This window comes from Paenibacillus algicola, assembly GCF_005577435.1.
Taxonomy (GTDB): Bacteria; Bacillota; Bacilli; order Paenibacillales; family Paenibacillaceae; genus Paenibacillus_AQ; species Paenibacillus_AQ algicola.
On the sequence record NZ_CP040396.1, the window covers coordinates 208,120 to 228,251 of the forward strand.

Consider the following 20,132-nt stretch of genomic DNA (forward strand, 5'->3'; position numbering starts at 1 on the left):
TCTTGAAATGAAGGGTGTCAGTCGTGCTGAGCGAACAGTAATCACATTTTAGGAATGGTGAGATGGACGAGCTTGCCAATCAAAGCGAAGTCCAATATTGCTCGGATGGCTACGTACCGCAGCGGCCAAAGCTTAGTAGACGAGCGTACCGGCCGAGGCGAAGCACGAAGCATGGGGGAAAACGAAAAGCACGTTTCCCTAAACCTCGACGCGCTTCGCGGCCACGTATCCTTACAGGTTAACGAACCAATTTCTCTTCCTCATAGACGCGTTCGATTAGGAACTGCTTCATAAGCGTCTGATACCCCATATGCTTCTGCGCCGCGACTTCCTGGATGCGCTGAAGCAAATCGTGTTCAAGACGGATAGAGATCGTTTTGGTACGGCCGTGACGGTGCGGCAGATCATCCTCGGCCATAGAGGATTCAAGAAGTTCGCTGCTCATCGTGTGCGTCGCCCAAAAATCGGCAGCCTCTTCGTCGGTCATATTCGTCGGGATCTCCTCTTTAGATATTATGCGTTTCATCGTGATGACCTCCTTTTGTTATAGAGTCTTTTCTCATCAGCCTCGGCATTTCGAGCGGTAATAACCCCAATGCGATTGCCGCGCAATATGCTCGATATTGTGATCGTCCCAAATGAAAAGATCTTCGACGTCATTAAACATCAGTGATCCTCCAAACTGTATATACCATAGTATATACAGTTTACAGCGAAGGAATACGCTACTCAAGCCCGATTTTTAAAAAATGGAGAAAAAAAGTTACATATCGTAAAGAACTTGAAATCATAACGAACGAAAAGCTCATACAGGCAGGGTACTATGCTTTCCCTGCGCAGTATGAGCGTCTACGTCATTTGCACTTATACGGTTGAACCGCCGTATACCGGACGGTAAGTACGGTGGTGTGAGAGGTTGGCTGCTCAATTCATAGACAGCCTCCTACTCGATTGCTAAATCAGTGGCAGCCAGACCGACATATCGCTTTGCCCGCGATTGTTCCAGGCGTAGTAAGGGACGAGGCTGATCTGGATGTCTTCGGTCTGTACAGGCGAGAACGGCTTGTACAGTGCATCGCTATGATCCGCAGCGGGAAGCTTCACAGCCGTTCCCTGCAGACGGGCTACACCGCCCAGCAATTCCCCGTCGTACTGGGCGCTCAGCTGGATCTGATGCGGAATCCGGATTTGATCGATGCCAGTGCCTTCCGGAAGATCAATGCTCTCCAGGCAGTAGACGAAAGGACCGTATGTGAAAGCGACTTGTCCGCGCGCTTCCTCAACCATCGGATTCGCTGCGATCATGCGGATCTGCATAGGCAGGACAAGCTCAATAACGTCGCCTGACTTCCAGGCCTGACGGATCTCGAAATAGCTTCCTGCCGCAACGCCTTCCAGCGCCTTGCCGTTAACCTTCACAGAAGCTTTTTCCGCCCAGGCCGGAATGCGCAGGAAGATGGAGGTTTCCTGACTCAGGCTGCTCTTCACGGTCAACGAGACGGTTTCCTCGGCCGGGAAGGCAGTCTGCACGTCCAGCTCCAATGTTTCTCCGGATTCCAGAACCGTCTTCAGCTCATTGCCGCTGTAGAGATGAACGTACAAGCCTTCACTGGATTGTCCGTAAGCCCATTGATTCAGCTTGGCTACTGTACGCAGCACCTGCGGCGGGCAGCAGTAGCAGGTATGGGTGAACCAGCGCTGCGTCCGGAAATGCTGGGTCTGCAGCGAGGAGTGGTTAAACAGCTTGCCGCCGCGCGTTTCCAGCGGGTTGGTGTAGCAGAAATGATGGCCGTCAATGGACATGGAGCCCAGCAGGTTGTTATATACGACTCTTTCAAAGACATCCATATATTTAGGATTCTGAGTCAGGTCAAACATCCGCATAGACCACATGGCATTCCCGATGTTCGCGCACGTTTCGGTATATGCGGAACGGTTCGGAAGATGATAGTCCGTGCCAAAGGCTTCCCAGATTTTGTCCCCGTTCGGAGAAAGGCCGTTGTAGATGGAGCCGATGCCGCCGGTGATGTACATCTTTTTGAGGTACATGTTGTCCCAGATCTTCTCCAGCGCGTTCATAATTGCTTCCTCTTGGGTATGAGCATACACATCTGCCGCCCCGGCATACAGATACACCGCAGTTACCGCATGGCCAGTGGCCTCAGACTCTTCACGAAGCGGAGTGCGGTCCTGGTTCTGATCCTCGCCGCCGTAGCCTGCGCCTCTCATAGTCATGAAAATATCAGCCAGCTTCAGGTGCTGCTCATTGCCTGTAATGCGGTACAAATCCACCAGGCCCATAATGTTGGACGGGTTCCAGCCGTAGTGGATCAGATGCTTCGGACAAGGATTGAAGGTATGATTCAAATAGTCCGCCGCTTTGATCGCAACGTTCAGGAAATTGTCCTTGCCGGTCGCTGTGTGGTGTACGCATGCAGCAGTCAGGAGATGACCAAAGTTATAATCCTCGTGAAAAATCCGCTGTCCCCAGCGCTGCTTATGGCTAAGCTGGACGTTGGTGCTGATATAACCGTCCTCGTCCTGAGCCTTGGCGATAAAGCCGATATACTTGTCCATCTTCTCATCCAGTTTAGGGTCTTTCGTCAGCGCATAAACATGTGCACACGCTTCCAGGAACTTGTAGCAGTCACCGTCAGACCAGTCCTCACCATAATGTCTGTCGGATTTCAGGCCGGCAGCCACCTCGAAGTTAGGCATATAGGCACCGTTCTCCTTGACCTGGAGCGCCTCCTCCATCGAGTCGATCATTTCGTGGTGCGCAAGTCCAAAGCGGTCCGCCCAGAATCCGGACGTCCAGCGGGCATCTGTCATTTGAAGAGGTTTTACTTTACGAATGTCATGTTTCAAGGGTAGCCCTCCTGTAGAAAAAAGTAATGTTATTACAGCCATTGTAGTCTCATTTCCCTTCCCCCTCCATGCAGTAGAAAGAACAAAAGTAGTACTATTTTTACCTGTTAGGGCTAGAAGCAATGGTTGCGTTTACAATCCCCATCTATTTAAATATAAATAGGCAATTGACATAAAAATCATATAGATATACATTGGTAAAAAAATAGTACCCTGGAGGTTTCCCATGAACATTACGGATCTGCGCGTGCACATTCTTACATCTCCGCTGGATGAGCCCTTTTACTTCTCGCAAGGCTGGGTGCACCAGCGTTCCTCGGTTATTGTAGAAATTCAGACAGATGAAGGCATTACCGGCTGGGGTGAATGCCTGTGCCATGGGCTGCAGCCGCCAGAAATTGCCGGAGCGTTTATCCGCCATGCGTTTGCTCCGCTGCTGATCGGCAGAAATCCATTCGACTCTGATGTGCTGTGGGAGGAAATGTACAATAAATCCAGACCCTACGGACAGGGCGGGGCGGCTGTGAATGCCATTAGCGGGATTGATATCGCCCTGTGGGACATTAAAGGGAAAGCATGCGGCCAGCCGGTCAGCCGGCTGCTTGGCGGCATGTACCGTCAAGAGGTCATGCCTTATGCGACAGGGTTTTACCGGACCGAGAAGGGGCGTTATCCTGAGGATGGAGTAGAGGAGGCGCTTCGCCATAAAGAGAACGGGCTGCGTGCGATGAAGCTGAAGATCGGCTTCGGCATAGAGGAGGATCTCGCGCTCATTTCTGCCGTGCGGGAAGCCATCGGGCCTGACGTACGGCTGATGGCTGATGCCAACGGAGCGTACAATGCGGGCCTCGCCCGAAGACTGATGCTGGAGTGCCGCGAGCAGAAGCTGTATTTCCTGGAGGAGCTGCTGGCGCCGGAGGATCAGGAGGGATATCTGTCCATTCGCCACCTCACCGGCACCCTGATCGCCGCCGGCGAGAATCTGTTCGGCAAAACGGGCTACCGGAGCTGGATTTCGCAAGGAGCGCTGGATATTTTGCAGCCGGATCTGTGCTCGGCCGGCGGGTTTACCGAGTGCCGCAAAATTGCAGCCATGGCGCAGGCGTGGAATACGATGGTCATCCCGCACGTCTGGGGCTCCGGCATTGGCCTTGCGGCCTCGCTGCAGTTCATCGCTACCCTGGCTCCGGCCCCTCTCGCACTGGCTCCGGAGGAGCCCATGCTGGAGTACGACCAGTCCTCCCATCCGTTCCGGGCCGCGCTGATCCATAATGCCATCACCCTGCAGAACGGGATGGTTGCCATTCCAACGGCACCGGGCCTTGGTATTGAGATTAACCGGGATATTATTGAGCAGTACGGCACCACGATATAAACAAGCCCTGCACATACAACAAACAGTCCCGGCACCATATGGTGCCGGGACTGTTGTCATCTGCTGGCCAATGCGCCAGGACGCGTCAAGCTGTTAAGCCTTCCGTGAAGCATCGTAGCCCAGCAGCTCGGAAATGTGCCGGGCCTGCTCCAGCAGCTTCTTGTTATAGCGGTTCATGTGATCCTTGGACATCCGAAAGATCGGGCCGGAAATACCGATCGCGCCCTCGATCTCGCCGACAGCGTTAAAGATCGGCGCTCCAAGGCAGCGCAGCCCTTCGCAGGATTCCTCCATGTCGGTCGCATAGCCGGTCTCGCGGATCTGCTCCAGCTGCTCCTTCAGCCTGGAAGGATGTGCAATCGAGGAGGAGGTAACGGGCGTCAGCTCGTTATGCTCCAGGTATTGCTCCAGCACGCTGGGCGGGCTGAAGGCGAGCAGGCATTTGCCCATCGCCGAGGTGTGGGAAGGGTACTCCAGGCCCACCGTAGACAGAAACTTGATCGGCTCCAGGCTCTCCAGCTGATCCACCACGAGCGTCCGGCCGAGGGAGCCCAGCTTGGTGAGCAGGGTGGTTTCCCGGGTGTAGTCGCGCAGGAGCAGCATGGACGCTTCCGCAATATTCTTCAGCGCAATCCGGTTACCGATGGAGCTGCCGAGATAATACAGCTTGCCGGTCAGCTGGTACGAGCTGTCCAATGGGTTTTTTTGAATAAACTTCTTGTCCTCCAGCTCCTTCATAATCCGAAAGACCGAGTTGGACGAAATGCTCAGCCGCTGACTCAATTCAGTGACTGAGAAATACTTGTTCTCTTTTGCCATTAACTCCAAAATGTCCAGCATCTTCTCCGCAGCGGGAGCTTTATACTTCTTTGTCGTTGTCATGATTGAAGAGCCGCCTCCGACTTCCTGTTCTTTCGTTACTCATACTAGGGATTATACCATAAATGAAGCCCAATCATTGTAGAAAACGCATTCATTGCGTGAACTATATATAAAAACCACCTCAATATTTAAAGTTAAGCATTGACAGCTGAAAACGCTGTCGTTATCATTTAAATATAGAATACAAATTTAAAAATGGAGTTGGAGGCAATGTACAGTCATTATATTGGTGGAATTGCCGTAGAGGGTCTGGGCGATGTGATGTCGGTCCACAATCCTGCGACAGAGGAGCTGGCCGGAGAACTGCGCATGGCCACAGAAGCTCAAGCCGAAGCTGCATTAAAGAGCGCCGAGAAGGCATTCCCGGCATGGTCCAAAACTCCGCTGCAGCAGCGTGGAGAGTGGATGGAGCGTCTGGCACAAGCGATTGAGGAGAAGCGGGAGCAGATCCTGGATGTGCTGATGAGCGAGACCGGCAAGCCGCTGGCTCAAGCGGAAGAGGATTTCGACATGCTGCCCCGCTGCCTGCGTTACTATTATGAGGAAGCCAAACGCCTGCATGGACGAATTATTGAAGACGAAGACAATTCATATATGAATCTGATCAAAAGACAGCCGGTCGGCGTCGTTGTCGGCTATCTGGCCTGGAACTTCCCGATGCTGAACCTTGCCTACAAGCTCGGTCCGGTGCTGGCCTCGGGCTGCACCTGCGTGCTGAAGCCGTCGCCGTTAACACCGCTCTCGACACTAATGATCGGTGCGATCGCTGAAGAAATCGGATTCCCGGCAGGTGTCATCAATGTCATTACCGGGGACACGCTGAAGCTCGCGGCCGTGATGAATCAGAGCACGATTCCGCGGATGATCACGTTGATCGGCTCAACCGCGGCCGGCAAAGCGATCATCGGGCAATCCAATACGTCGATCAAGCGCTATTCGCTGGAGCTGGGCGGCAATGCGCCGGCCATCGTGCTTGCGGATGCTGATCTGGAGCAGGCTGCGAGCCAGCTGGTATCCCTGAAGTTCGGGAACGCCGGTCAGATCTGTGTCTCCCCGAACCGCGTCTTTGTTCACGAATCCGTGCAGGAGGCTTTCAAAGCAAAGGTTGTAGAGAAGACGAAGCAGATCACTCTGGGCTGGGGACGGGAGTCCGGCGCTGGTATGGGCCCAATGATTACAGATGGGCACCGGAGCCGGGTACAGAAGCTGATTGCTTCTGCATTAGCGGCAGGAGCGGCCATTGAAGCTGGCGGCAGCGTACCTGCAGACAAGAGCAAAGGCTACTATCTGGAGCCGACAGTCATCAGCGGCGTGCGCCCGGATATGGATATTTTTAAGGAAGAGATCTTCGGTCCGGTGCTGTCGCTGATGACGTTCCGGGAGGTTGAGGAGGTCGTCAAGGAAGCGAACAGCACGGAGTTCGGCCTTGCTTCCTATGTGTTCGGCACGAATCTGCAGCATATTCTGTACATTTCGGAGTCGCTGGAGGCCGGAACGGTATGTGTCAACGGTCCGCACTACACTGTAGCACTTCCGCATGGCGGCATGAAGGAGAGCGGCGTCGGTAAAGACTGCTCCACTTACAGCCTGGAGGAGTACTACTACATCAAGCGTATTTCTATTCGTAAATAGGATTCAACCATAAGGGATCCCATCAAGCGGGGGCGGGCTGAGACACATCTGCCCGTCCCTTGCTGTTTATTTAGGGATTTAGGGGGAAGCAATGTGAAGCTGTTAGTCATTGACTGCGGGACGACCAACTGCCGGATGAGGCTGCTGGATCACCATACACTGGTTGCAAGCATAAAGAAGCCGGCCGGGGCCAAGGATGTGGCGATTGCCGGCAGCAGCGAGCCGTTAAAGGCTGCATTGAAAGAAAGCTATACTGAGCTGTGCGCGCTCCATCCTGAGCTCATGTCACAGGTGGAGGCGGTGGTTGCCTCCGGCATGATCACGTCGAACGCCGGGCTGCATGAAGTGGCTCATGTGCCGGGGCCGGTGGATGGCAGAGCTGTAGCAGCACGGATGGAGCAGCAGCTGTTCGCTGATGTTATTCCCCACCCGATCCTGTTCGTACCGGGCATTAAATTCATTCGGGAGCCGGAAGAGGAATGTGATATGATGCGGGGAGAAGAGACGGAGCTATGCGGATATTTGAGCCGCTATGCAGCACAGGATCACGATGTATCCTCCCTGGCAGAGAGAGACAAGGAGCATCCGATCCGCCGTGACGACGGCCAGCTCGTGATGCATTACGGCTCTCACCATAAATGGATGAAGGTGCGCGGATCATCCATCGAGGGCTGCCTGACCTCTGTGTCCGGGGAGCTTCTGATGGCCGTGTCCCAGCATACCATCCTGAAGGACAGCGTGCTTTCGCTGGACGAGGTGGTGCCGGAGCTTCCCTGGGTACAGAAGGGGCTCCAGGCAGCCCGGACGTATGGCACGGGTCATGCGCTCTTCTCGGTACGGACCCTAAGGCTGTTATCCGGCCACAGCAAGGGGGCAGTAAGCAGCTTCTTGCTGGGCGTGGTAATCGCCATGGATCTGGCCATGCTGACTCCGTACCTGCTGGAAGGCGTGGAGCGGATTGTGCTCTATGGTAAACCGCTGTATCCGTCGCTCACAGCCCCGATTCTCGCTGAAGCCTATCCCGGACTGCAGATTGAAGTCATTTCCGAGGAAGAGTCCGACTTGCTGAGCGTGTACGGAGCTGCTGCGCTGTATCAATATTACATGGGAGGTATGACGTCATGACAAAGACTGTACAGGAAAATATCGAGCAGCATCAAATTATAGCTATTTTAAGGAATGTTCCCCCGGACCGCTTGAACAAGGTGATGGAGGCCCTGTACGCCGGCGGAGTACGCCTGGCTGAAATTACGCTGAATTCGGAGGGTGCGCTGTCTGGCATTGCCGAGATGAGAGCAGCCTTCGAGGGACGCATGCGAATTGGAGCCGGCACGGTCATGAACGCTCAGGATGCCAAGGAGGCCATGGCGGCGGGAGCAGAGTTCCTGATCTCCCCTCACGTCAGCGAGGCGGTGATTGAGAGCGCTCTTGCGCGCGAGGTGCTGCCGCTTCCCGGTGCCATGACACCGACAGAGGTCGTGCGGGCGATGGAAGCGGGTGCCAGGTACGTGAAGCTGTTCCCGTGCTCTTCCTTCGGACCCAGCTATGTGAAGGAAATCCTGGCTCCGTTAAATCAGGCGAAGATTATTGCCGTCGGCGGTGTGAATGCGCAGAATGCCCGGGAGTATATTGGAAATGGCGCAGTCGGTGTCGGCCTGGGCAGCAGCCTGGTTACGATGAAGGAAATTCATGCCGGTGATTATGGAAGCATTGAGTCCAATACTGCCAAGATGGTGCAAAGCCTCTCCGGAAATTAAGTCGGGCCCGGCGCGGCTTCAAGGTAAGGAGAAGGAGGTGAGTGCCGGTGATAAACGGCGTTCGATTCAATCTGGATGCTCTTCCCGACGTACAAAATATGGGGCTGTTTCGCACTCAAGACGTCTGGGCCCATATGGACCGGATCGTAGACAGTGATGTGCTCATTTTCGTCAGAAAAGGGCTCGTCCATATTATTGAGGCTGACGAAGAGTACTACATCGGCCCCGGACAGGTGTTCTTCATGAAGCACGGTGTCCGGCATTACGGCCATAAGAAAACCCAGGCGGGCTCGGAGTGGAACTGGATTACGTTCACGCCGGCGCAAGCCGTTACCCCGGGCTCGGTAGAAATGAAATGGCTGGAGGTGGAGGATTACCAGCGCACCTCGGTCCGGCTGACCAAGCTGCTGGACCACTATATCAGCGGCTCGGATTATGATGACCTCAAGCTGAAGGTCGGCACGCTGGATTTGCTGCTGGATCTGTACCGGGAAATGAACCGGAGGAAGAGCGGCAATCAGAAGCTGGTCACCGACGTAAAAAAGTTCGTCCACAGCCATATTCACGAGGAAATCCGCTCGACGGACTTAACCCAGTCGCTCTCGATGAATTACTCCTATATCAGCCGGGTGTTCTCGAAGACGGCGGGTCTGTCCATCCAGCGGTACATCATGGAGCAGAAGATCAAGGAAGCGATCCGCTTGTTCAGCGAAAGCTCCATGAACATCTCGCAGATCAGCGAGAAGCTAGGCTACTCGAATCCGTACTATTTCACGCGTGTATTCAAGCAGGTCACGGGCACCAATCCCACTTCCTTTTTGAAAAAAGGATATTACGATTACACCTCCAGCGGCGATTTCACCGGATCGGGCGTTAAGGAGCGGGGAGGCGAACAGGCTTGAGACCTAATATTTTGTTCATCATGACCGATGAGCAGCGGTTCGACACGCTGGGCACCGTCAATTCTGCGGTAAGAACCCCGCACCTGGATCAGCTGGCACGAGAAGGAATCTCCTTCACGCGGGCCTATACGACGAATCCGTCCTGTGTACCGGCAAGAGCGGCTATTATAACCGGGCGTTATCCCAGCAAGTGCGGTGCTCCAACCTATATCACCCATCTCCCCCCTCATGAGGTGACCTTTACATCTCTGCTGCAGCAGCAAGGCTACTATACCGCGGTTCTGGGCAAGCAGCATTTTGGGGATTCGCTCATTGATCGGGGCTATGATCATGCCGATATTATCGACCTGCACGGGCCGGGGGATTGGGACATCGAGGGAGAGTCGGAGACCTCATACATGAAGTTTCTGAAAGCTGCGGGCTTCACCAGAACCTCACAGCTCAGCGAGCGGGTGAACCGCTACAGCCAGCGCTGGATTGCGGAGGCCAGGTACCATATTGACGATTATATCGGCGAGCTGGGCAAGTCCTGGCTAAGGCACCAGCGGCCTAAGGGACAGCCCTGGTATTGCTGCCTGTCCTTCCCCGGTCCGCATATGCCTTTTGACGGAGCGGGACTGCCGCAGGAGACAGGCTACCGGCTGGAGGACATCGACCTGCCGCTGACCGAAGAGAGCGATCTGGACAGCAAGCCGCCGCACTTTAGGCAGCAGCTCGTCACGGGGCAGGGAAATCCCGGCGGGGCTATGGCAAACGGGATGACGAAGCAGGAGCTGAGAGAGACAAGGCTCTCCTATTATGCCAACATGAGTCTTATTGACCAAAAGATCGGCGAGGTGATCACCGAGCTGAAGGCCGCCGGCGAATATGACAACACCCTGATTCTGTTTACATCCGATCACGGGGAATATATGGGCGATTTCGGGATGATGGGCAAGGGCCAGTACCTGTCCGAGGTGCTGATGCGCGTTCCGTTTCTCATCAAGCCGCCGGTTTCCGGATTTACGGGCAGAACCGAGGAGGCCTTCGTCTCCAATCTCGATATTGCAGCGACCTGCCTGAGCGCCGCAGGCGCACAGGTGCCCGGCAATATGGACAGTGTAGACCTCAGCCCGTTCTGGAAGTCGGGTGCTAAAAGGCCGGTCAAGGACATCGTGTACCTGGAAGCCGGAGATTTGCGCGCGGTACGGAATGAGTCATGGAAGCTGGTCTATTACCGGGGACGTCCGTACGGCGAGCTGTATCACCTCAAGGAGGACCCTTGGGAACGGCATAATCTGTGGGAGAATGCGAGCGCCTCTGGCGTGAAGGAGCAGCTGAAGTCCTTGCTGATGGATGAGCTGCTGGCACTTGGAGAGCGCTCTCATATGCCCTGGAATGACAAAGCTCCACAAATATAGCAGAAGGAGAGTCAACCTGATATGTCCATCAAAAAAAGACCGAATATTTTATTTCTAATGACTGACCAGCAGCGCAATGATACCTTTTCCTGCATTAATCCCGAGGTACATACGCCCCACTTGGATAACCTGATTCAGGATAGCGTGTTCTTTAGTAACGCCCGCTGTGCCAACCCGTCCTGTGTGCCCTCCAGGGCTGCGATTATGACCGGGAAATTCCCGTCGGAATGTCAGTGCCCTTCTTATATCACCCAGCTGCCAGCAGAGGAGACGACCTTTATGACTCGGCTGCAGGAGGCGGGTTATCATACGGCGGTGGTCGGCAAGCAGCATTTTGCAGGCTCCGAGATCCGGCGGGGCTTTGATGATGAGATGATCATTGATGGCCACGGCGCGTTCGCCGAGAATCAGTATATTCAGCCGTACCTGGATTTCCTTGAGCAAAACGGCATCGACCGCAAATCGGTGTACACGCGGGAATTCATCAGCGGCGGCCGGTGGAACGTGGATACGAAGTATCATCTGGATGATTTCTTAGGAGAGCTGGGCAAGACCTGGCTGGGAAAAAAGCTTCAAGAAAAGCCAGACGCGGACGCCAAGCCGTGGTTCTTCACGCTGTCCTTCTCCGGCCCGCATCATCCTTACGATCTGGAAGGCACAGAGTATGCGGATCGGTATGAGCTGGATGGCCTTTCGTCTCCGGAGACGACCTATGAGCAGCTGGACCAGAAGCCGCCTCAATTCAAGGGCATGGATTCCTATGCCCAAATATATCTGAAGGACTTCACCGAAGAACAGTTCAAGAAAACGAAGCGCTCCTACTACGCGAACATTACGTTGATGGATCAGAAGATCGGCGAAGTGATCCAAATGCTGAAGGATCATGATATGTACGAGGATACGCTCATTATTTATACCTCGGATCACGGCGATTTTATGGGCGACTTCGGCATGGTGGAGAAGCTGCAATGCCTGAGTGACAGCCTGATGCGTGTTCCCTTGTTCGTGAAGCCGCCGATCAAGGGCTTCAAAGGCATGGAAATTACGGATGAGGTGCTGAATATCGACATTGCAGCCACTTGCCTGGAAGCTGCTGAAGCCCAGGTGCCAAAGGAGCTGTCTGGCTTCTCGTACAACGGCTACTGGGATCATGCCAAGGAGATCAAGGTCAGAGATGCGGTCTATATGGAAGCCGGTGCAATCAAGGGCTGCATCTATAACGGCATTAAGACCGTGCACTATATGGACCGGGATTACGGCGAGCTGTACGATCTGAAGCAGGATCCGAAGGAGACTACCAATCTGTGGGATGATCCGAGCTATCAGCAGCATAAGCTCGAAGGCACCCGCATTATCCTGAACCACATGTACCGGGCGATTCCGAAATGGAACATTCCGTGGAATATCGGAACACCGGAGATTTAACCCTGTACCATCGTATCCGCGGGCAGCCGTTCCGCTGCCGGTTCTATAGCCGCTCTCCCGAGGAAGGGGGGGCGGCTTTTTTGGGCTTGCGATTCATTGGGAGTTCAGGTGCAGGGCAGGCGCTTTCGACTCAGGGCTGCTAATCCGGTTCGCCGGAGCGGGTGCCCCGCTTCCGGTACTCCGTCGGCGCCTCGCCGAAGTAGGAGGTGAAGGCGCGTGTGAACATGAACAGGTCGGGATAGCCCACGGTCAGGGCAATTTCCTGGATGGGCAGGCCGGGGCTCTCCAGCAGCTCCAGCGCTTTCTTCATGCGGATGGAGGTCAGGTACTGCTTGGGCGACTGACCGAAATGCTTGCGGAAGGCAGCGGAAAAATACGACCGGTGCACTCCCGCCTCTACAGCGAGCGCCTCGACGCGCAGCGGCTCGGAATAATGCAGCTGCATGTAGAGCGCGCAGTATTCCAGCCATGCGGAAGGCTCGCGTCCGGCTCCGCTCTCCTGGGTGGTTTGCAGCAGCTGCAGCAGCTCGTACAGCAGGCTCTGCTGCAGCAGCGGCGAGTCTTTGCCGACGGTGTGATGAATGCGCTCATGCAGCAGCTTCATCTGCTGGCCCCAGGGCTGCACGGCGAAGGGCTTGTGCTCTTGAATGCCGAGCATGGAAAGGGCAGGGCGTACCAGGAAGCCGTCGAGTAAGAGCCAGCATAGCTCCAGCGGCTTGTCGGAGGCTTTTTTATAGCGGTAGGTGATGTCCGGGAACAAGCAGAACATCGTGCCGGCTTCCAGAAGGTAGGTGGAATTCTCGTCCTGCAGCTCCAGGGTGCCTTTAATGACAAAATGCAAACTGTAGTGAATTAATTTCCGCGGTCCGATCTCGTAATGAGGCTTGGTCCGGCTCATGCCGGAGCGCAGCAGACACAGGCCGCTCCGCTGCTGGAACTCACTGGGCACCTGCAGCCGGACGTCGGCATACTCCTGCGGATTCTCCTCCAGCTTCATATGCTCTTCTCCCCTTTGGCTTACAGCTAACATTTTGTACATTATTATAACATTTTGGCATGTATTAAAGGGAGAGTTGGCTATACGATCATGGATAAGAACAAGAAATGTAAGGAGTGAAATCATGAAGAAGCCCAACATTTTGCTAATCACGAGTGACCAGCAGCACTGGAATACGATCGGAGCTTTTCAACCGGAGCTGTCCACCCCGAATCTGGACCGGCTCGTGCGGGAGGGTACTACCTTTCAGCGTGCCTATTGTCCCAACCCGACCTGCACCCCGACACGCGCATCGATCATCACAGGCCAGTACCCGAGCCAGCATGGGGCCTGGACGCTCGGGACCAAGCTTATGGAGGACCGGGAGGTCGTCGGTGACTCCTTCCAGAGCGCGGGCTATCAGACTGCACTGATTGGAAAGGCTCACTTTCAGCCGCTGCGCAGCACGGAGGAGTATCCATCGCTGGAGTCGTATCCGCTGCTGCAGGACCTGGAGTTCTGGCGGCAGTTTAACGAGAATTTCTACGGCTTTAACCACGTGGAGCTGGCCCGGAACCATACGAATGAGGCGCACGTTGGACAGCACTATGCCATCTGGCTGGAGGAGAAGGGCTGCACCCATTGGAGAGATTATTTCATGGCGCCTACCGGCACCATGGATCCCAAGAAGCAGCACACCTGGGACATTCCGGAGGAATACCACTATAACACCTGGATTGCCGAGCGAACTGAGGCACAGCTGCAGCGCTACCAGCAGGAGGACGAGAGCTTTTTCCTCTGGGCGAGCTTCTTTGATCCGCATCCGCCATATCTGGTGCCGGCGCCGTGGGATAAGATGTATGATCCCAATGAGCTGAGCATTCCGGCTGTTGTGCCGGGAGAGCATGACCGCAATCCGCCGCATTTTGGCCAAACCCAGCAGGCCTCTCCGGATTTCTCTTCCTTGCGCGAGAGCGGCCAGTCCATTCATGGATACCACTCCCATCTGCTGCCGGAGGAGGAACGCAAGCAGCTGGTAGCAACCTACTATGGCATGGTCAGTATGATGGATAAATACATTGGCCGTATTCTGGATTCTCTGGACGAGCTGGGATTGGCGGACAATACGATCATCGTCTTCACCTCAGACCATGGACATTTCTTCGGCCAGCATGGGCTTCAGGCCAAGGGCGGCTTCATGTATGAGGATCTGATCAAGGTTCCGTTCATTGTCCGGTACCCGGGACAGGTGGAAGCGGATTTGCAGAGCGATGCGATGGTATCGCTGGTGGATCTGGCGCCAACCCTGTTGTCCCTTGCCGGCCTCAAGATTCCCCCTCAGATGACGGGTGTGGATCAATCCGAGGTGTGGCTGGGACGCAAGAGCCGTGCCCGGGATCACATTTTGTGCGAGTTCCGGCATGAGCCGACGACGATCCATCAAAAATCCTATGTCAATGACCGCTACAAGCTGACGGTGTATTATAACCAGACCTATGGCGAGCTGTTCGATCTGCAGCAGGACCCGCAGGAGCTGAACAATGTATGGGATGATCCGGACAGTCAGCAGCTGAAAAGCGAGCTGCTGCTCAAATATGCATGGGCGGAGCTGGGCATTGAGCCGATGCCGATGCCGCGGATTTTTGGAGCGTAACCGTGAGGGAGGAGACCGCCATGACCGATGAAGCCAGACAGGGAAGGCAGATCATCCCGCTGAAGGATGGCTGGAAATTTACACGCCATGCGCTGGAGGAGGCCGATCCGCTGCGGGGATATCAGGTTCACCTGGATGACAGCGGCTGGGAGACGGTCCGGGTACCGCATGACTGGGCCATTGCAGGACCCTTTCACGAGGATCATGATGTCCATGTCAATTCCGTGATGGAGGATGGCATTAAAGACCACATTACGCATGTCGGCCGGACCGGGGCGCTTCCGATCGTCGGGATGGGCTGGTACCGCCAGCATCTAAAGATCCCGAAGATGTGGGAAGGCCGGCGGATTACGGTGGAGTTCGACGGGGTGATGTCCAACAGCACCGTGTATATGAACGGAGTATCCTGCGGGTCCTGGCCCTACGGCTATACATCCTTTGTCTTCGATCTCACCGACCATGTAATCTATGGCGAAGATAATGTGCTGGCGGTGCAGGTCTGCTCACTGCCCAGCGCATCCCGCTGGTACCCCGGAGCCGGCATTTACCGGCAGGTCAGGCTGGTCATCAAGGAATCCTTGCATGTCAATCCTTGGGGTACCTATATTACGACGCCTGAGGTAACAGAGCAGGGCGCAGCCATTAACATCCGTACGAGCGTAAGTAGCACCGGGGCCCAGCCGGCTCTGGCCCAGCTGGTCACGCAGCTGCTTGATCCGAGCGGCCATATGTGCGCTGAAGACACTATTATTGAGCAGATCAGCGGCCAGGCGGAGCTTGAGCAGCATCTTTATGTTGAGCATCCGGAGCTGTGGTGTACGGAGCACCCTCGGCTCTATCGGGCGGTTTCTATGCTGCTGCTGAACGGGGAGGAGGTGGATCGGTACGAGACGCCTTTTGGCATAAGGAGCATTTCCTTTGACGCGCAGGAAGGGTTTCAGCTGAACGGGAAGCGGCTCAAGCTGAAAGGGGTCTGCCTGCATCATGACCTGGGTCCGCTGGGAGCGGCTGTCCACGTAAGAGCCATGGAGCGGCAGCTGGAGCTGATGCAGGCCATGGGCTGCAACGCCATTCGGATGAGCCACAACCCGCCGGCACCGGAGCTTCTCGATTTATGTGATGAGATGGGGCTGCTGGTCATTGATGAGGCTTTCGACGAATGGGGTGAAGGGAAGGTGCAGAACGGATATCACCGGCTGTTCCAGGATTGGGCGGAAAAAGATTTACGGGCTATGATCACCCGCGACCGCAACCATCCCTCCATTATCATGTGGAGCATCGGGAACGAGATGCGCGAGCAGCGGCTGGAGAGCGGGGCCTCCACGACAGCTTTTCTCACCGCCATTGCCCATGATGCAGACCCGACCCGTCCTGTGACCGCAGGCTTCAGCATGTCCGATGATGCCATTGCGAACGGCCTGGCGGCCGCTGTCGACATCCCGGGCTGGAATTACAAGCCGCACCGGTATGAGGAATATCATCGACAGCATCCGGACTGGATCATGTACGGCAGCGAGACGGCTTCAACGGTAAGCTCCCGGGGTGTGTATCACCTGCCTGCCGTCAAAGAGATCCCCATGGAGCCGAAGCGGGATCTGCAGGCCAGCTCCTATGATCTGAGTGCTCCGCCTTGGGGGACGACACCGGATCAGGAGTTTATGGCCCAGGACGATCTGCCGTATATGCTGGGCGAATTCGTCTGGACCGGGTTCGATTATCTGGGCGAGCCGACGCCTTACCGGACAGAGTGGCCGAGCCGCAGCTCGTATTTTGGCATTGTGGACTTATGCGGGTTTCCCAAGGATCGGTATTATCTGTACCAGAGCCAGTGGAGCACGAAGCCGATGCTGCATCTGCTGCCGCATTGGAATTGGGAAGGGGAGGAAGGCAGACCGATTCCTGTGGTCTGCTACACGACTTATCCGGCTGCCGAGCTGTTCCTGAACGGACAATCCCTTGGCATCCGGCACAAATCCCCGGCTTCGCTGCCGGAGCGCTACCGTCTGCGCTGGGATGCGGTACCTTATGAGCCCGGGGTGCTGTCGGTCATCGCGTATGATAAAGACGGATCACAGGTCATGACACATGAGGTCCATACTGCCGGAGCGCCAGCCCGCGTTCTGCTGGAGGCGGACCGGACTGTCATTCAGGCGGATGGAGAGGACCTGTCCTTTATTACAGTGAGCATTGTAGATGAACAGGGAAAACTCTGTCCCCATGCTGATCACAACGTATCCTTCCTGCTGCAGGGACCGGGTGAAATTGCAGCCGTAGATAACGGCGACCCCACCAGCATCATTCCCTTCAGTGCCCGTGACATGCAGGCGTTCCACGGCAAATGCCTGGTTATTGTGCGGTCCAGGGCGGGGGAGGGAGGGAACGCAGTGATCCTTGCCGAGGTGCCGTCGCTCCAGTCCGGAAGACTGGACATCGCTTGCCATATCTGACGGCCGCGGCGGATAGTCAGCAGTCAGGCTGACAAGCCACCGTATGAAGTTCCAATTCCAATATCTAGGCTTTGAATGTGATCGTGGCTTGGATTGTAGAAAGTTTTATAGAGTGAGCACGTAGATGACCTCTGTTTTCTGTAGAGGTCATCTTTTTTTTATTTGATACCGTCTCATTTAAAAAGCGCCGGAATCCGAGTGAATTATCAGGATTCCGGCGCTTTTGATCTGTACGCTACCCGGATGCTGATATCCGGGTAGCGAACAATGCTTTTTTAGAGTTCTACGGAGATTTCTCTCTTCTGTCTGGCGCACTGGGTCAGTCCCTGGTCTGCCTTCAAGGCATCCGACACTTTGGTCCAGTTGTTCGCTTGATCCAGAATAAATTTGTACAGGGTTTTCATATTCGCCTGCTTCAGTCCCCGGTAATCGGCCAGCGGGCCTAGCCCTGCCTTCCACTCTGTCAGCTTGGACAGAAGCTGGGCTTGCTGCTGTGCGTAAGCCGGGTCATCGAACAGGTTGCGCTCCTCATAAGGGTCGTTGTGGAGATCGTAAAGCTCTCCCTCTACAAGCGGCTGATCAAAGAATGCAGAGTACTTTAGATAATGATCGCCATACAGCTTCTCATGAATGGACTCCTGCTCTGGATACACCGTCAGCTTGAAGTCATGATTCCGAATCATAAGGGCAGGCTCAACGTGGATGGAGCCGCAGAAATACTGGCTGTGCGCTTCCGTCCGGTGAACTTTGCGCTCGCCCCGGCAGACCGGCAGCAGGCTCATGCCTTGAACCTCTTCCGGGATGTCTACCCCGGCTGCATCCAGAACGGTTGGCAGCAGGTCGATGATTTCCGCGAACGTATCCAGACGAGATCCGGAATTCAGATTGCCCGGCAGCTTGACCAGCAGCGGAATGCGGACGACGGGCTCGTACATATGGCCCCATTTCTCGATAAAGCCGTGCTCCCCCATCATCGATCCATGGTCCGAAGTGAAGATAATGAGTGAATCCTCATACAGCCCCAGCTCCTTCAGCCGGGCAATGACTTTGCCGATGCGGTCATCCACATGGGTGACCAGGCCATAATAGCTGGCCAGACTCTTGCGGTAATCCTCTTCATTCAGTTTGTCAAAGCCGCGCACCTTGTGGAAGTAGCGCTGTGTAATCGGCTTGTCAGCCAGCGTGCGTCCGGCATTCTGCGGCAGCGGCAGCTCGTCAGGGTTATACATCTCCGAGTAAGGCTTGGTCGGCATGTACGGTGTGTGCGGGTCCATCAGCGACAGGTAGTGGAAGATCGGCTTCTCATCCGCAGCAATCCGTTCCATGCGCTGAATGTAGTCCTCCGTCAGACGGGAGCATGAGGTCTGATCCGGGTGCGTAGGGCTCTCGCCGTGAATGACCAACGGGATATCGCCTTCATTCTTCTTGAAGGTGGCCTTCTTGCGGACCTCCGGGTCCTGGATGCCGAGGAAGCTGGTGTTCGGGTCCGGATATCCAAACTTGAATTCATCAAAGCCGCATTCCTCCGGGGTCCGGTGGACATGAAGCTTGCCGAACATCGTGGTTGTATAGCCGCTCTTGCGAAGCAGGTCGGGAAGAGGCTTCTCATCCTCTACCATCCTCATGGCATTGTCCAGCACGCCGTTGCTCAGCGGATTGCGTCCTGTCATCATGCTGGCCCTAGCAGGGACACACATCGGACAGTTCGTGTAGGCGTTCTCAAAAATGACAGAGTCCCGGGAGAGCTCATCAAGATGAGGAGTCTGAACTACAGAATTCCCCATGAACCCCAGGCTGTCGGCTCTAAGCTCATCACACATTAGAAAAAACACATGCGGTCGGGCATTCGACGTCAACGGGATCACTCCTTTAATGATGATAGATTGTGCGGCGATAACGAACGTATAAATTAAACATACTCCTACGTTTATATATAGTCAACACTTTTATAATTAAATAGAAGCGGATCGAAAAAGCTCGATGCACATAGTATAAAAGGCTTTGCACAAAGTAAATAAACTCGTGCAAAGCCTTTTGGTGTTAAGCTCAGTGCATGAATGTCAGGAACTAGTCCTGCAGGATCCCCTGGTTCAGTACGTCAGCCGCTTTAAGCAGATGAGACTGGATGAGCTGGCTGGCCAGCCTGCTGTCTTGAGCTGATATGGCATCAAATATTGATTGGTGCTCTTGTAGTAGCAATGCGGCGGAAGACTGGTTTTTGAAAAACCACAGCTGACGAGTTTTGCCCATCGTTTCGGTCAGCCTGCAGGCGAGGGAGCTCATCAATGTATTAAGCAGCTCGTTATGGGAGGCCGCAGCTACTGCCAGATGAAACTCAATATCCGCTTGCTCACTCATTCGTGTATCATTCGCGGCCAGCGCTTGCTCCATGTGCGCCATAATCTGCTTTAGCTTCTTCAGATCCTCCTCGTTCCGGCGCTCGGCCGCGTATGCCGCACTGCCGCTTTCAAGCCATATCCGGACCTCCAGTAATTCTTTAACGTTCTTCGATTCCTTAAAAGGATCCAGCGAGCTGCTCTGTGAGGAGGGCAGCACTTGATGTACAAAAGTGCCTCCGCCATGCTTAACCTGAATCCAGCCCGTAGCCTTAAGTGCGCTCAACGCTTCTCGAATCGTAGAGCGGCCTACGCCAAAGGAGGTGCTGAGGTCTACGACAGACGGCAGCTTTTGCCCCGGAAGCAGGCGGCCTTCTTCAATCTGGGCAAGAATAGCCTTGCGCACAAGCTCATGTCCTTTTTCCGTTTCTACCTTTACCGGATCCATACCACGTACAACCTCCCGAAGATATAACTA

15 protein-coding genes are annotated in these 20,132 nt (G+C 54.9%); 9 read left to right on the plus strand and 6 right to left on the minus strand.

Annotated elements, in window-relative coordinates:
* Positions 1-238: 238 nt before the first annotated feature.
* Both E6C60_RS01025 and E6C60_RS01035 read right to left on the minus strand, forming a co-directional pair.
* Positions 239-526 (minus strand): CopG family antitoxin, encoded by a 288-nt coding sequence (locus E6C60_RS01025; protein WP_138224059.1) that lies wholly within the window; start codon positions 524-526, stop codon positions 239-241.
* Between the two features lie 428 nt (positions 527-954).
* On the minus strand, positions 955-2,868 hold the full coding sequence (locus tag E6C60_RS01035) for a glycoside hydrolase family 127 protein (protein ID WP_175415123.1): 1,914 nt from the start codon (positions 2,866-2,868) through the stop codon (positions 955-957).
* Between the two features lie 226 nt (positions 2,869-3,094).
* Here E6C60_RS01035 and E6C60_RS01040 point away from each other — a divergent pair, with 226 nt between their 5' ends.
* Positions 3,095-4,243: a mandelate racemase/muconate lactonizing enzyme family protein gene (locus tag E6C60_RS01040; RefSeq protein ID WP_138224062.1), complete on the plus strand. Its 1,149-nt coding sequence runs from the start codon at positions 3,095-3,097 to the stop codon at positions 4,241-4,243.
* 93 nt (positions 4,244-4,336) lie between these two features.
* Here the strand turns inward: E6C60_RS01040 and E6C60_RS01045 are convergent, their stop codons facing one another.
* Positions 4,337-5,125: an IclR family transcriptional regulator gene (locus tag E6C60_RS01045; RefSeq protein WP_138224063.1), complete on the minus strand. Its 789-nt coding sequence runs from the start codon at positions 5,123-5,125 to the stop codon at positions 4,337-4,339.
* A gap of 210 nt (positions 5,126-5,335) precedes the next feature.
* Between E6C60_RS01045 and E6C60_RS01050 the strand changes: the two genes are divergently transcribed.
* From E6C60_RS01050 to E6C60_RS01075, 6 genes are all read left to right on the plus strand, one after another.
* Positions 5,336-6,757 (plus strand): aldehyde dehydrogenase family protein, encoded by a 1,422-nt coding sequence (locus E6C60_RS01050; protein ID WP_138224064.1) that lies wholly within the window; start codon positions 5,336-5,338, stop codon positions 6,755-6,757.
* A gap of 93 nt (positions 6,758-6,850) precedes the next feature.
* On the plus strand, positions 6,851-7,882 hold the full coding sequence (locus E6C60_RS01055; protein ID WP_138224065.1) for a 2-dehydro-3-deoxygalactonokinase: 1,032 nt from the start codon (positions 6,851-6,853) through the stop codon (positions 7,880-7,882).
* Positions 7,879-8,514 (plus strand): bifunctional 4-hydroxy-2-oxoglutarate aldolase/2-dehydro-3-deoxy-phosphogluconate aldolase, encoded by a 636-nt coding sequence (locus tag E6C60_RS01060; RefSeq protein ID WP_138224066.1) that lies wholly within the window; start codon positions 7,879-7,881, stop codon positions 8,512-8,514. The genes E6C60_RS01055 and E6C60_RS01060 overlap by 4 nt, the downstream gene beginning before the upstream one ends.
* A gap of 41 nt (positions 8,515-8,555) precedes the next feature.
* Positions 8,556-9,416: a helix-turn-helix domain-containing protein gene (locus E6C60_RS01065; protein WP_138224067.1), complete on the plus strand. Its 861-nt coding sequence runs from the start codon at positions 8,556-8,558 to the stop codon at positions 9,414-9,416.
* Complete coding sequence (locus E6C60_RS01070; RefSeq protein WP_138224068.1) at positions 9,413-10,816, plus strand: sulfatase family protein; 1,404 nt, start codon at positions 9,413-9,415, stop codon at positions 10,814-10,816. Before E6C60_RS01065 ends, E6C60_RS01070 begins: the two co-directional genes overlap by 4 nt.
* A 21-nt stretch (positions 10,817-10,837) precedes the next feature.
* Complete coding sequence (locus E6C60_RS01075) at positions 10,838-12,241, plus strand: sulfatase family protein (protein ID WP_138224069.1); 1,404 nt, start codon at positions 10,838-10,840, stop codon at positions 12,239-12,241.
* Between the two features lie 139 nt (positions 12,242-12,380).
* Here the strand turns inward: E6C60_RS01075 and E6C60_RS01080 are convergent, their stop codons facing one another.
* Positions 12,381-13,238, minus strand: a complete 858-nt coding sequence (locus tag E6C60_RS01080; protein WP_175415124.1) for an AraC family transcriptional regulator — start codon at positions 13,236-13,238, stop codon at positions 12,381-12,383.
* Between the two features lie 124 nt (positions 13,239-13,362).
* Here E6C60_RS01080 and E6C60_RS01085 point away from each other — a divergent pair, with 124 nt between their 5' ends.
* Positions 13,363-14,871: a sulfatase family protein gene (locus tag E6C60_RS01085; RefSeq protein WP_175415125.1), complete on the plus strand. Its 1,509-nt coding sequence runs from the start codon at positions 13,363-13,365 to the stop codon at positions 14,869-14,871.
* A 20-nt stretch (positions 14,872-14,891) separates the two neighbouring features.
* On the plus strand, positions 14,892-17,318 hold the full coding sequence (gene galB / locus E6C60_RS01090; protein ID WP_138224071.1) for a beta-galactosidase GalB: 2,427 nt from the start codon (positions 14,892-14,894) through the stop codon (positions 17,316-17,318).
* 275 nt (positions 17,319-17,593) lie between these two features.
* On the opposite strand, the gene E6C60_RS01095 is transcribed toward galB, so the two are convergent.
* Together E6C60_RS01095 and E6C60_RS01100 are read right to left on the minus strand one after the other, a co-directional pair.
* Positions 17,594-19,183 (minus strand): sulfatase family protein, encoded by a 1,590-nt coding sequence (locus E6C60_RS01095; protein ID WP_138224072.1) that lies wholly within the window; start codon positions 19,181-19,183, stop codon positions 17,594-17,596.
* Positions 19,184-19,385: 202 nt separating this feature from the next.
* Positions 19,386-20,102: a FadR/GntR family transcriptional regulator gene (locus E6C60_RS01100; protein ID WP_138224073.1), complete on the minus strand. Its 717-nt coding sequence runs from the start codon at positions 20,100-20,102 to the stop codon at positions 19,386-19,388.
* Positions 20,103-20,132: the final 30 nt, after the last annotated feature.